This is a genomic window from Pseudomonas sp. LS.1a, from assembly GCF_022533585.1.
GTDB lineage: Bacteria > Pseudomonadota > Gammaproteobacteria > Pseudomonadales > Pseudomonadaceae > Aquipseudomonas.
Genome location: NZ_CP092827.1, coordinates 4,625,481 through 4,637,555, shown reverse-complemented (window position 1 = coordinate 4,637,555; position 12,075 = coordinate 4,625,481). Strand labels below are relative to the sequence as shown.

13 protein-coding genes are annotated in these 12,075 nt (G+C 63.8%); 7 read left to right on the top strand and 6 right to left on the bottom strand.

Features of this window, described 5'->3' with window-relative positions; translation table 11 throughout:
• Positions 1–62 precede the first annotated feature (62 nt).
• Complete coding sequence (locus MKK04_RS21400; RefSeq protein WP_003259571.1) at positions 63–932, top strand: isocitrate lyase/PEP mutase family protein; 870 nt, start codon at positions 63–65, stop codon at positions 930–932.
• Positions 933–954: 22 nt separating this feature from the next.
• Here MKK04_RS21400 and MKK04_RS21395 read toward each other — a convergent pair whose 3' ends face one another.
• Positions 955–1,860 carry a LysR family transcriptional regulator gene (locus MKK04_RS21395; RefSeq protein WP_207836705.1) on the bottom strand — a complete coding sequence of 302 codons (906 nt, stop codon included), beginning with the start codon at positions 1,858–1,860 and terminating at the stop codon, positions 955–957.
• Positions 1,861–1,963: 103 nt separating this feature from the next.
• On the opposite strand from MKK04_RS21395, the gene MKK04_RS21390 reads away from it, so the two are divergent.
• Positions 1,964–2,839 carry an MBL fold metallo-hydrolase gene (locus MKK04_RS21390; protein WP_207836703.1) on the top strand — a complete coding sequence of 292 codons (876 nt, stop codon included), beginning with the start codon at positions 1,964–1,966 and terminating at the stop codon, positions 2,837–2,839.
• Between the two features lie 27 nt (positions 2,840–2,866).
• Positions 2,867–3,481: an NAD(P)-dependent oxidoreductase gene (locus MKK04_RS21385; RefSeq protein WP_233694150.1), complete on the top strand. Its 615-nt coding sequence runs from the start codon at positions 2,867–2,869 to the stop codon at positions 3,479–3,481.
• A gap of 98 nt (positions 3,482–3,579) precedes the next feature.
• Here MKK04_RS21385 and MKK04_RS21380 read toward each other — a convergent pair whose 3' ends face one another.
• A complete protein-coding gene (locus MKK04_RS21380; protein WP_207836698.1) occupies positions 3,580–4,455 on the bottom strand; it encodes a LysR substrate-binding domain-containing protein in 876 nt (291 codons plus the stop codon).
• A gap of 114 nt (positions 4,456–4,569) precedes the next feature.
• Between MKK04_RS21380 and MKK04_RS21375 the strand changes: the two genes are divergently transcribed.
• Positions 4,570–6,207: a 5-guanidino-2-oxopentanoate decarboxylase gene (locus tag MKK04_RS21375; RefSeq protein ID WP_207836692.1), complete on the top strand. Its 1,638-nt coding sequence runs from the start codon at positions 4,570–4,572 to the stop codon at positions 6,205–6,207.
• A gap of 136 nt (positions 6,208–6,343) precedes the next feature.
• Here the strand turns inward: MKK04_RS21375 and MKK04_RS21370 are convergent, their stop codons facing one another.
• Entirely contained in the window at positions 6,344–7,264 is a 921-nt protein-coding gene (locus MKK04_RS21370; protein ID WP_196178570.1) for an AraC family transcriptional regulator, read from the bottom strand.
• A 202-nt stretch (positions 7,265–7,466) separates the two neighbouring features.
• Here MKK04_RS21370 and MKK04_RS21365 point away from each other — a divergent pair, with 202 nt between their 5' ends.
• On the top strand, positions 7,467–7,760 hold the full coding sequence (locus MKK04_RS21365) for a putative quinol monooxygenase (RefSeq protein WP_063913220.1): 294 nt from the start codon (positions 7,467–7,469) through the stop codon (positions 7,758–7,760).
• A gap of 82 nt (positions 7,761–7,842) precedes the next feature.
• Positions 7,843–8,076 (top strand): hypothetical protein, encoded by a 234-nt coding sequence (locus MKK04_RS21360; RefSeq protein WP_207836682.1) that lies wholly within the window; start codon positions 7,843–7,845, stop codon positions 8,074–8,076.
• On the opposite strand, the gene MKK04_RS21355 is transcribed toward MKK04_RS21360, so the two are convergent.
• Entirely contained in the window at positions 8,077–8,682 is a 606-nt protein-coding gene (locus MKK04_RS21355; RefSeq protein ID WP_063913219.1) for a flavin reductase family protein, read from the bottom strand.
• Positions 8,683–8,800: 118 nt separating this feature from the next.
• Positions 8,801–9,166 (bottom strand): heme utilization protein, encoded by a 366-nt coding sequence (locus MKK04_RS21350; RefSeq protein WP_241105966.1) that lies wholly within the window; start codon positions 9,164–9,166, stop codon positions 8,801–8,803.
• 343 nt (positions 9,167–9,509) lie between these two features.
• On the opposite strand from MKK04_RS21350, the gene MKK04_RS21345 reads away from it, so the two are divergent.
• A complete protein-coding gene (locus MKK04_RS21345; RefSeq protein ID WP_063913217.1) occupies positions 9,510–10,262 on the top strand; it encodes a COG4705 family protein in 753 nt (250 codons plus the stop codon).
• A gap of 243 nt (positions 10,263–10,505) precedes the next feature.
• Here MKK04_RS21345 and MKK04_RS21340 read toward each other — a convergent pair whose 3' ends face one another.
• The gene (locus MKK04_RS21340; RefSeq protein ID WP_063913444.1) at positions 10,506–11,825 is read right to left on the bottom strand and encodes an MFS transporter; all 1,320 of its coding nucleotides are present in this window, start codon (positions 11,823–11,825) and stop codon (positions 10,506–10,508) included.
• Positions 11,826–12,075 lie beyond the last annotated feature (250 nt).

Genomic DNA, 12,075 nt, shown 5'->3' with positions numbered 1-12,075 from the left:
TAGACCCGATTACAGGGGTCGGTAGTTACCGTTCGAATTTCAACTTATTTTGCGGAGTGATCATGCCCAAGGCTTCCCATCAAGATCTGCGTTTTGCCTTCCGCGAGCTGCTCGCTTCAGGTTCCTGTTATCACACCGCATCGGTGTTCGACCCGATGTCGGCACGCATTGCCGCAGACCTGGGCTTCGAGGTCGGCATCCTCGGTGGTTCCGTCGCTTCGTTGCAGGTACTGGCCGCACCGGATTTCGCCCTGATTACCCTCAGCGAGTTCGTCGAGCAGGCCACCCGTATTGGTCGCGTGGCGCAACTGCCGGTGCTGGCTGATGCCGACCACGGCTATGGCAACGCGCTGAACGTCATGCGCACGGTCATCGAACTGGAGCGCGCCGGCGTGGCTGCGCTGACCATCGAGGACACCCTGCTGCCGGCCCAGTTCGGGCGCAAGTCCACCGACCTGATCCCGGTTGAAGAGGGCGTCGGCAAGATCCGTGCGGCGCTGGAGGCGCGGGTCGATTCGTCACTGTCGATCATTGCCAGGACCAACGCTGGCGTGCTCACCACCGAAGAAATCATCGTGCGTACCCAGAGTTACCAGAAGGCCGGAGCCGACGGTATCTGCATGGTGGGGGTGAAGGACTTCGAGCAGCTTGAGCAGATTGCCGAGCACCTGACGGTGCCGCTGATGCTGGTGACCTACGGCAACCCGAACCTGCGCGACGACGAGCGCCTGGCGCGCCTGGGCGTGCGCATCGTGGTCGATGGTCACGCAGCCTACTTTGCCGCGATCAAGGCCACCTACGACTGCCTGCGGCTGCAGCGTGGCCAGCAGAACAAGTCGGAAAACCTCAGCGCCACCGAGCTCTCGCACACCTACACCCAGCCCGAGGACTACATCCGCTGGGCCAAGGAATACATGAGCGTCGAGGAGTGACAGCGCGCTCCCTGTAGGAGCGTCACAGGTCCCGATCCCACTCGGGTTCGTCCTGGAACCGCTGCACGAGAAAATCCAGCATGCTGCGCAAGGTCGCCGGCATGTGCTTGCGTGAGGTGTACACCGCATTCAGGTTCAGCTCGCGCGGCCTGGCCTCGGGCAGCAGGCGCACCAGCTCGCCCCGGCGCAGGGCCTGCGCAGCCTGGTAGGTCGGCAGCATGGCGATACCAGCGCCGGCCAGCGCCGCCTTCTGCAGTGTCATCGCCTCGTTGGCACTGATGTTCCCCGCCACCGGCACAGCGACCTGCTGGCCGGCCACCTCGAAATGCCACAGGCTGTGGCCGAAGTAGGCATGGGTCAGGCAGTTGTGCCGGCTCAGTTCCTCGACCCGTTGCGGCGTGCCGTGCTCGCGCAGGTAGGCCGGTGCCGCACATACCACCGAGCGGCACACGCTCAGACGCCGGGCGATCAGGTTGGGGTCCAGGTCATTGCTGGTGCGGATGGCCAGGTCGATGCGCTCGTCCACCAGGTTGACTGTGCGATCGAGCATCTGCAGTTCCACCTTCACCCCGGGGTAGCGCCGGACGTAGGCGGCCACTGCATCCACCAGCTGTGCCTGGCCGAACGAGGTGCTGACACTGATGCGCAGCGCGCCCTTGGGCGCGTCATCCGGCTGCTGCACCGCGGCCTGCAGGTCGCCGGCCAGTTCCAGCAGTTGCCGGCAGCGGGGCAGGGTTTCCTGGCCGGCTGCGGTGAGGCTGAGCTTGCGCGTGGTGCGCTGCATCAGCCTTGCGCCAACCCAGTCTTCCAGCTCTGCCAGGTAGCGCGACACCACCGGTCGGGACAGTTGCAGATGATCCGCCGCCGCCGACTGGCTGCCCAGGTCGACGACGGTGACGAAAACGCGCATGGCGTTGAGACGGTCCATGATTTGCCCGATTTCAGAAACAAACTATGTTCGAGCATCGCATTTTTTGTCATGGATTGGGCAACTAAGCTGGTGGGCATTGTTCATCTGACGGGTGTTTGCGATGTCTCTTTTCACTCCCTTGCGTGGTCTGCTGCTGGCCTGCGTGACTCTGGCCGGCCCGGTGCTGGCTGCCGAACCCTTGCGGCTGGAGGTGTACAACCCCGGGCACGAGGCGATTTTCCCGGTCAGTTCGGTGATCGTCAGTGGCGAGCACGACGCCATCCTCGTCGATGCCCAGTTCGGCAAGGCCCAGGCCGAGCAGCTGGTGCAGCGCCTGCGGGCAGGTGGCAAGCAGCTGACCAGCATCTACATCAGCCATGGCGACCCGGACTACTACTTCGGCCTGGATACCCTGACCCAGGCCTTCCCCGACGCCAAGGTGCTGGCTTCGGCCGCCACGGTTGCCCATATCCGCCAGACCATGGATGCCAAGCTGGCTTACTGGGGCCCGCAGATGGGCACGGACAAGCCAGCGCGGCTGGTGCTGCCACAGGTGCTCGAAGGCAACCGCCTGACGCTGGAAGGGCAGGCCCTCGAGGTGGTCGGCCTGGACGGCCCGCAACCTGACCGCAGTTTTGTGTGGATCCCGTCGATCAAGGCGGTGGTCGGTGGCGTGGTGGTGTCGGAGAACATTCATGTGTGGATGGCCGACACTCAAACGGCCAAATCCCACGCCGACTGGCTCGGCACCCTGGCGCACATCGAAGCGCTGGCGCCGCGCACGGTCATCCCCGGGCACTACCTGGGGGACAGCAGCCGATCGCTGGAGTCCGTGCATTTCACGGCGAACTATATTCGTGATTTCGATGCCGAGACCGCCAAGGCGAAGGACGCCGGTGCGTTGATCGCGGCGATGAAGCGACGTTACCCGGGCCTGGCCGATGAAAGCTCGCTGGAGCTGGGGGCCAAGGTCGCCAAGGGCGAGATGAAGTGGTAATTCCGTTCAACTGATGGAGAGTATCCCATGAGCAAGATCGCAATCATCGGTGCCACTGGCCGCGCTGGCAGCCAGTTGCTGGAAGAGGCCCTGCGCCGTGGCCACAGTGTGCTGGCCATCGCCCGCGACCCGTCGCGGCTGCAGGGGCGGGACGGGGTGACCGTCAAGGCGCTGGATGCCAGGGACAGCGGGGCCCTGCAAGCGGCGGTCGCGGGTATGGATGCGGTGCTGAGTGCGGCGCATTTCTCGACCATCGAACCGCACGCCATCATTGAGCCGGTCAAGCGGGCCGGGGTCAGGCGCCTGCTGGTGGTCGGTGGTGCCGGCAGCCTGTTGCTGCCATCGGGGCATCGAGTGATCGACAGCCCGGACTTCCCCGAGGCATACAAGGCCGAGGCCACTGCCGGGGTGCGTTTTCTGGAGGTGTTGCAACGGGAACCGAACCTGGACTGGACCTTCCTGTCGCCGTCGGCGGAGTTCGTTGAAGGTGAGCGCAGCGGGCACTACACGCTGGGCAAGGATCATCTGCTGATCGGCGCGGATGGCAAGAGCTGGATCACCTTTGCCGATTACGCGATTGCCATGCTCGACGAGCTGGAAAAGCCGCAACATTCGCGGCAGCGATTCACGGTCGGGTACTGAGTCGCCTGCTTCGCGGGCACGCCCGCTCCCACAGGTAAAGCACAGGTCTTGGAATCTGTGCAGTACCTGTGGGAGCGGGCGTGCCCGCGAAGAGGCCCTCACTGGCTGGCCTGGTGTTCCAGCCAATCCAGCAACTCCCCCAACCCCGCCGGCAAGCTCCTGGCCTGGCTCACCAGGTAATACCCCTTGCCGGTCATCACCTTCAGCGCAAACGGCATGCACAACCGCCCCCCGCGCAAGTCATCGCCGATCAGCGACCAGTCGCCGATGGCCACGCCGGTCCCCTGCGAGGCCATGGCCATCGCCATGTCCAGCGTCTCGAAATGCTGCTTCGGCCCTTGAGTGCCCAGCGTCACCCCCGCTGCCTGCAGCCACAACCGCCAGTCATGCTCATCCCGCGACGGGTGCAGCAGCATGTGTCGCGCCAGGTCCTCGACCTGCTGCAACGGTACCGGCCCCTGGCGCAATGACGGCGCGCACACCGGCGTCAGCTGCTCATCGAACAGCTTGCGCACGCGCAGCCCGTGGTTCGGCGCCTCGCCGTAGACCACCGCCGCATCGAAACCCTCGCGGCGGAAATCCACCCCATGCTGCACCGTGGTGGTCAGCTCCACCGGTACATCCGGGCGTAACGCCTGCCATTCCATCAGGCGCGGCAGCAGCCAGCGCATCACGCAGGTCGGAGCCTTGAGCTGCAAGGTAGTGCTGCGCCCACCTACCTCACGCACCCCTTGTTCGATCAGCGCGAACACCTGCTGCACTCGTGGCAGCCAGTCCTGGCCTTCACGGGTCAGGCTCAGCCCGCGGGCCTGGCGCTGGAACAAGGCATAACCCAGGTGCTCCTCGAGCGCTGCTATCTGCCGGCTGACGGCGCCCTGGGTGATATGCAACTGCTGCCCGGCACGGGTGAAGTTGCAGTGCTGGGCGGTGACCAGAAAGGTATGCAGGGCGGGTAGGGGCGGGAGGCGTTTCATTGCGCTAAGCCATGATTACAGGACATGGCTAGTATGTGTTTTTTTGCATTGTGGCGATAGCCGTGGCTGGGTCCAATAAGGGCATAACCCAACCAAGATTCATGGTGAAACCCGATGGCAACCTGCGGCGAAGTACTGGTAAAACTCCTTGAAGGCTATGGCGTGGACCATGTCTTCGGCATTCCTGGTGTACATACCGTGGAGCTCTACCGCGGCCTGGCCGGCTCGTCCATCCGTCATGTCACCCCGCGCCACGAGCAGGGTGCCGGGTTCATGGCCGACGGCTATGCGCGGACCCGCGGCAAGCCCGGGGTGTGCTTCATCATCACCGGCCCGGGCATGACCAACATCACCACCGCCATGGGCCAGGCCTATGCCGACTCGATCCCGATGCTGGTGATTTCCAGCGTGCAGTCCCGCGACCAGCTGGGCGGTGGCCGCGGCAAGCTGCATGAGCTGCCCAACCAGGCGGCACTGGTGTCGGGTGTTGCTGCGTTTTCCCACACCTTGATGAGTGCCGATGACCTGCCACAGGTGCTGGCCCGGGCGTTCGCCGTGTTCGAAGGCGCCCGCCCGCGGCCGGTGCATATCGAGATCCCGCTCGATGTGCTGGTCGAACCGGCCGATCACCTGCTGCCGGGGCGTCCGGTGCATGGCAGCCGGGCGGGGGCAGCGCCACAGGGCGTGGCGCAGATGGCCGAGCGCCTGGCCAATGCACGGCGGCCCTTGATCCTGGCCGGGGGCGGCGCGTTGGCTGCCGGCGCTGCGCTGGCGCGCCTGGCCGAACACCTTCAGGCCCCGGTGGCGCTGACCATCAATGCCAAGGGCTTGCTGCCGTCCAGCCACCCGCTGCAGATCGGCTCGACGCAGTCGTTGCCGGCCACACGGGCGCTGGTGGCCGAGGCCGACGTGGTACTGGCAATCGGTACCGAATTGGCCGAAACCGACTATGACGTGACCTTCAAGGGTGGTTTCGAGATCCCGGGCAGCCTGTTGCGCATCGATATCGACCCGGACCAGACCGTGCGCAATTACCTGCCGGAGCTTTCGCTGGTGGCTGATGCCGCACTGGCCGCCGAAGCGCTGCTCGGTGCCTTGCAAGCCCTGCCGCAGCCGATGCGCGAAAGCACCTGGGGTGTGGCGCGCGTGGCCAATCTGCGCCAGGCACTGGCGACGGGGTGGGATCAGCCGACCCTGAGCCAGACGCGCTTGCTGACGGCGATTCTCGAGCGCCTGCCCAATGCCATTCTGGTGGGCGATTCGACCCAGCCGGTGTACACCGGCAACCTGACCCTGGACATGGAGCAGCCACGGCGTTGGTTCAATGCCTCGACCGGCTACGGCACCCTGGGTTATGCGTTGCCGGCGGCTATGGGCGCCTGGCTGGGCAGCGCGGAACAGGTCGGCGAGCGTGCGCCTGCGGTGTGCCTGATTGGTGATGGCGGTTTGCAGTTCACCTTGCCGGAGCTGGCCAGCGCGGTGGAGGCGCAAGTGCCGCTGATCGTGCTGCTGTGGAACAACCAGGGGTATGAGGAGATCAAGAAATACATGGTCAACCGGGCGATCGAGCCGGTCGGGGTGGATATCCATACCCCGGACTTCATTGGTGTGGCGCGGGCCTTGGGCGCTGCGGCGGAGCAGGTGGCGGATGTGGCGCAGTTGCAGGCGGCGTTGGGGCACGCGGTGGAGCGCAAGGGGCCGACCCTGATCCAGGTTGACCAGAATCAGTGGCAGGGGGCTGTGTTGGGTTGAGGAATTGCTATTGCCTGTGCTGGCCTCTTCGCGGGCACGCCCGCTCCCACAGGTACTGCACAGATTTCAAGACCTGTGCATTACCTGTGGGAGCGGGTTTACCCGCGAAAGGGCCGGGGCAGGCGAAAGCTGAACTTCAGCCAGCAGTCGCCCGCAACCTGGCCACATCACGAATCGGCGGCGCGCCATACAGCCGGCTGTATTCACGGCTGAACTGTGACGGGCTTTCATACCCCACCCGATAGGCCGCCACCGCTGCCTCCAGCCCGTCATTGAGCATCAACCGCCGCGCCTCCTGCAGGCGCAGTTGCTTCTGGTACTGCAACGGGCTCATCGACGTCACGGCCTTGAACCGGTGGTGCAAGGTCGAGGTGCTGAGGTTGACCTCCCGTGCCAGGTCCTCGATGCGCAAAGGCAGCTGGTAGTTCTGGTTGAGCCAGGTAATGGCCTGGCAAACCCGGTGGGTCTGGCTGTTGGCCAAGGCGATTTCGTACAGCCGATAACCCTGCGGCCCACGCAGCAGGCGGTAGAGAATCTCCCGGCGGAACAGTGGCGCCAGCATCGCGATGTCGCGCGGGGTATCCAGCAGGCGGATCAGCCGCAGCAGGGCGTCGAGCAACGCGGCATCGGTTCTCTCCACATACAGGCCACGGCCGGAAGGCCGGTTGGGCACCAGCATCGGCCCGCTTTCGGCGATCAGCTGGCTGATCTCGGCCGGGTCCAGGTCCATGCGCAGGCCAAGGCTGGGGTGCTCGGGGCTGGCGTCGAGCCTCACGCCGCTCAACGGCAAGGTTACCGAAACCACCATGTAGTGCAGCGGGTCGTAGGCGTACTGTTCGTCCCCGAGGAACAGGCTCTTGCTGCCCTGGGCGAGGATGCACAGCGCGGGTTGCGCCAGGGTCGGCACCGAGCGCACGTTCTCGGTGTAGCGCACCAGGTACAGGTCATCGATGGCCGATGCCGGGCCGTGAGGCTCGCCGGCGTGGCGGCGGATCAGCTCGGCCAGCTCCTGGCGTTGCAGTTCCAGGCTCGGGTCGATGGACGTGGCGGTGGTCATGATGGCTTTCCTCTGCTGACCGACGCAGCATAGGTTTGGGCAATGGCGGGCGCTAGTCAAAAGCTGCACGTCGATTGCCTGATCCTGCCGCGCCGCAGGATCAGGCAATCGCCGAGCAGTAATGGCCTAACGCGCCGCGCGGGTGAGCCCCTAACCTTGGCAACCTGGCTTTTCCGTCCGCCTGCTTCAAGGAGATTGTGCAATGACCCCGACACAACCGGTCACCCACCTTGCTTTCATCCGTGCCAGCAGCGGGCGCTCGGCGGAGCTGGGCGCGCGCCTGCGTGACCTGCTCGAGCCCTCACTGCGGGCACCGGGTTGCCTGAGTTTCACGGTGCAGCGTTCCCAGGCAGATGCCGACCTATGGTTGCTCAGTGGAAGCTGGCGTGACCAGCAGGCGATGAGTGGGTACTTTGCTTCGCCAACGCTGGAGGTGTTTGGCGAGCTGGTGCAGGCACGGGTGGTCAGCAGCCTGGATCTGCATACCTTTGATTGATCTGTCGCCTGTACCGGCGATAGGGCCGGTACAGGCAAATAGGGTAAAATGCCGGCCCTCGATCAACGAAGCGGACAGCAACATGGCACGTAGGGAGTTCCCGCATTTCGAAGCGGTTTCGGCGATGGTCCCGGTGGAAGGCGGCGGTTACAACGCGGCCATCGCGACCAAGGCCTTGGGCATGGGCGGTGCGCCGCGCTTTCACAAGATTCTCGACGGCCAGGTGTTCAAGGGCGCCGTGGCCGCCGACGAAGCGGCCACGGCCGAGTTGCAACGCCTGCAGGGCGTCAGCGAAGAAGGTGAGCTGATCTGGTGATCAGGCCGGCGGGCGGGCCATCTTGAACAGGTTGCCCAGCTCGAAATAGTCTGCCGGGCCACCGCCACGCAGGATCGGTTCGGCAGCAGCGGTATCGTAGATGCCGTTCTTCAACAGGTGCTCGGCAATGTGCACCGCCACCACTTCACCCAGGATCAGCCAGCTGGGCACCGGTTCCTGATCGGCCCGCTTGAGCTGGACGATCTGGCTGACCTTGCACTCGAAGGCCACCGGGGTTTCGCCGACACGCGGCACGTTGACAATGCTCGACGCTGTGGCAGTGAGGCCGCTCAATTCGAATTCGTTTATCTCGGCGGCAACCGGTGCGCAGCTCTGGTTCATCTGCTCGGCCAACGGGCGGGTGGCCAGGTTCCAGACGAATTCGCCGGTCTGCTCGATGTTGTTCAGGCTGTCTTTGCGCCCGACGCTGCAGAAACCGATGATCGGCGGGATGTAGTTGAAGGCGTTGAAGAAGCTGTAGGGCGCAAGGTTCAGGCGGCCTTCGCGGTCCTGTGAGGAGATCCAGCCGATAGGGCGGGGGCCGACGATGGCGTTGAACGGGTCGTGGGGCAGGCCGTGGCCTTTGGCGGGTTCGTAGTAATACATCTGTGCTGGGCTTGCTGGCCCTACCTCCTGGTGGACAAGGTGCCTAGTGTGCCAAGCCTGTGCCCGCCTGCAAATGATCAAGCCCGGCCGAAGCCGGGCTGGGGGCGCGCATCAGGGATCAGCTGATGCGGTGGGCGTTGGTGCGCTCGAAGCCGTCTTCGGCGAAGCGCTGGCCACCGGTGCGCTCGAAGCCGTCTTCGGCGAAGCGCTGGCCACCGGTGCGGTCGAAGCCGTCTTCGGCGAAGCGCTGGCCACCGGTGCGATCGAAACCGTCTTCGGCGAAGCGCTGGCCACCGGTGCGGTCGAAGCCGTCTTCGGCGAAGCGCTGGCCGCCAGTGCGGTCGAAACCATCTTCAGCGTAGGCAGCGGATTGGCTCTGGGTCGCTGCGAAGGTGTGGGCGTTGGTGCGGTTGAAGCCATCTTCGGCGAAGGCGCCAGTAGCGAAAACCGAGAGGGCCAGGGTGAGGATCAGTTTGTTTTTCATGGTCGTTGCTCCAGGGGTTTTTGGGGTTGTTTGTTTCTATGGGTTTAATCCTACGCCGATTAATTTGATTAAAAAGCGCAAATAATAGTGCTTAAAAATCGAGTAATTCGATATATGTTGGCGTGGATCCTGTGGCTCTGGCAGCGGTTCTGGCTCAGGATGTGCCTTCCCATAAGGCGACGTTCTGCCAGCCATTTCAGCTTGAGCGGGGGGAATTAATGGGGCGTTAAGGATGAAAGATCTTTCATTGAAGGCTGCTCAACGCATTTTTCATACATCACCAACCGATTTTTCAAATGCTGCTCAGCACCATCGCCGCACCTCAAACCGGAGCGGCACAACAATGAACAAACTCCCGCAAATCACCTTGGCCTTCTGGGTCATGAAGATCTGCGCTACCACTCTTGGCGAAACGGCAGGTGACTTGCTGTCGATGACCCTGAACATCGGCTATGCCCTTAGCTCGCTGCTGCTGATCAGCGTGTTCCTGCTGACCCTGCTCGGCCAGCTGTACTCGCGCCGCTACCACCCGATGCTGTACTGGCTGGTGATCCTCTCTACCAGTACTGCCGGCACCACCATGTCCGACTTCATGGACCGCACCCTGGGCCTGGGCTATGCCGCAGGTTCGGCCATCCTCATCGGCATCCTGCTGTTGACCTTCCTGGTATGGCGCCTGAGCGGCAACCCACTGGATGTCACCCGCATCAAGAACCGCACGGGCGAGCTGTTCTACTGGGTGGCGATCCTGTTTTCCAACACGCTGGGCACTGCTCTGGGCGACTACCTGGCCGATGACTCGGGGCTCGGGTTTGCCGGTGGTGCATTGCTGATCGGCAGTGCCATCGCCTTGGTGGTGGTGGCCCGCTACTGGACGCGCATCCCCGGCGTGGTGTTGTTCTGGGTTGCGTTCGTGCTCACCCGGCCGTTCGGCGCCACCTTGGGCGACTTCCTCACCAAGCCCCACGAGAAGGGCGGCCTGGACTTCGGCACGGTCGGCTCTTCGGCGGTATTGGGCGGGGTGTTGCTGGTGCTGGTGCTGATGGCCACCTGGTACCAGCGCCGTGAACCGCGTCAGGTGTTGGAGATGTCCTGAGCCTGCTTTCAGGTACTTATGAGCCGAATAGGATTTCTAATCGGCTCGTCAGAGGGTTTTGGAGGTATGGCTTGATGTTTGCGGTGTTGCTGAAATCGAGCGCCGCCCGCGCGGCGCTCGATCTGATAGGCGCTGAACCGCTCACGACGAACGCCTGGCAACCCTGACATATCCTCAAACGCCCGATAAAAAAGGGGCGCCCCATGCACTGGAGCGCCCCTTTTCAGTATTGCCAGGCCAGCATCACTCAGTGGTAATTCGCGAGTGCTGCTTGGTGTCCTTCATGGTCGCGTACACCAGCAACGAGCAGGCGATGCAGGCGGTGACGTACCAGTAGAAGCCGCTCTCCATGCCCGCGCTCTTGAACCACAGGGCCACGTACTCGGCGGTGCCGCCGAAGATCGACACGGTCAGGGCATACGGCAGGCCCACGCCCAGGGCGCGGATTTCAGTGGGGAACAGCTCGGCTTTGACCACGGCGTTGATCGAGGTGTAGCCACTGACGATGATCAGCGCCGCCATGATCAGGAAGAACGCGCCCCACCAGGTCTGGATGGTGTGCAGGGTGCTGAGGATCGGTACGGTGAACAGGGTGCCGAGCACGCCGAAGGCGATCAGGATCGGGCGTCGACCGATCTTGTCGGACAGGCCGCCGATCACCGGCTGCAGGCACATGAACAGGAACAGCGTAGCGGCCGAGATGGTGGTCGAGTCGCTGATGCTCATGCCCACGGTGTTGACCAGGTACTTCTGCATGTAGGTGGTGTAGGTGTAGAAGGCCAGGGTGCCGCCCATGGTCAGGCCGACCACGGTCATCAGCTCCTTGGGGTGGCGCAGCAGGGTGCGCATCAGGCTTTCCTTGGCCTTTTCCTTCTTGGTGAACGAGGCGGTTTCTTCCATGCCGCGACGCAGGTACAGGGCTACCACGGCGCACAGCGCACCGATCACGAACGGAACGCGCCAGCCCCAGGCATACAGCTGCTCGGTGGTCAGGGTCTGTTGCAGGACGATCAGTACCGCCAGGGCGATGAGCTGGCCGGAGATCAGGGTCACGTACTGGAAGCTGGAGAAGAAGCCACGGCGGTCCTTGCTGGCCATTTCGCTCAGGTAGGTAGCCGAGGTGCCGTATTCACCGCCCACCGACAGGCCCTGCATCAGGCGTGCGATGACCAGCAGGATTGGCGCGGCGACGCCGATGGTTTCGTAACCCGGGGTCAGGGCGATGACCAGCGAGCCGGCGCACATCAGCAGCACCGAAGCCATCAGTGCGGCCTTGCGGCCTTTGCGGTCGGCGTACAGGCCCATCAGCCAGCCACCGATCGGGCGCATGAGGAAGCCCACAGCGAAGATCGCGGCGGTATTGAGCAATTGTGCGGTGGAGTCGCCGGCCGGGAAGAAGGCCTTGGCGAAGTACAGCGAGAATGCGGCGTAGACGTACCAGTCGTACCATTCGACCATGTTGCCGATGGACCCGCTGAAGATCGACTTCAGGCGGCTGGCGGTGGTTTTTTCTGCGGCAGGCGCGGTGGCCGCCCCGGCGGGCAGGGAGGTGGCATTATCCATCAGGGATACCTTCTCGTTGTTTTTGTGGAGCGCGCCGTGGCGCAGCTTGCACAGGTGATTGCAGAAGGTGTGCCAAATGGGTGCATGGGGCTTCAAATGGGGGCGCTGTGCGCCCCTTCGCGGGCACGCCGGCTCCCACAGGTACCGCGTGGCGCCTGACGTGTCGCAGTTCTTTGTAGGAGCGGGCGTGCCCGCGAAGGGCTGCAACGCAGCCCCAAAAAATCTTGAAAATGAGCGGCTTTTTGCTTAC

Coding starts and splice junctions, on each gene's coding strand:
- MKK04_RS21400 (WP_003259571.1), top strand. CDS start 63: ATGCCCAAGGCTTCCCATCAAGATCTGCGTTTTGCCTTCCGCGAGCTG.
- MKK04_RS21395 (WP_207836705.1), bottom strand. CDS start 1,860: ATGGACCGTCTCAACGCCATGCGCGTTTTCGTCACCGTCGTCGACCTG.
- MKK04_RS21390 (WP_207836703.1), top strand. CDS start 1,964: ATGTCTCTTTTCACTCCCTTGCGTGGTCTGCTGCTGGCCTGCGTGACT.
- MKK04_RS21385 (WP_233694150.1), top strand. CDS start 2,867: ATGAGCAAGATCGCAATCATCGGTGCCACTGGCCGCGCTGGCAGCCAG.
- MKK04_RS21380 (WP_207836698.1), bottom strand. CDS start 4,455: ATGAAACGCCTCCCGCCCCTACCCGCCCTGCATACCTTTCTGGTCACC.
- MKK04_RS21375 (WP_207836692.1), top strand. CDS start 4,570: ATGGCAACCTGCGGCGAAGTACTGGTAAAACTCCTTGAAGGCTATGGC.
- MKK04_RS21370 (WP_196178570.1), bottom strand. CDS start 7,264: ATGACCACCGCCACGTCCATCGACCCGAGCCTGGAACTGCAACGCCAG.
- MKK04_RS21365 (WP_063913220.1), top strand. CDS start 7,467: ATGACCCCGACACAACCGGTCACCCACCTTGCTTTCATCCGTGCCAGC.
- MKK04_RS21360 (WP_207836682.1), top strand. CDS start 7,843: ATGGCACGTAGGGAGTTCCCGCATTTCGAAGCGGTTTCGGCGATGGTC.
- MKK04_RS21355 (WP_063913219.1), bottom strand. CDS start 8,682: ATGTATTACTACGAACCCGCCAAAGGCCACGGCCTGCCCCACGACCCG.
- MKK04_RS21350 (WP_241105966.1), bottom strand. CDS start 9,166: ATGAAAAACAAACTGATCCTCACCCTGGCCCTCTCGGTTTTCGCTACT.
- MKK04_RS21345 (WP_063913217.1), top strand. CDS start 9,510: ATGAACAAACTCCCGCAAATCACCTTGGCCTTCTGGGTCATGAAGATC.
- MKK04_RS21340 (WP_063913444.1), bottom strand. CDS start 11,825: ATGGATAATGCCACCTCCCTGCCCGCCGGGGCGGCCACCGCGCCTGCC.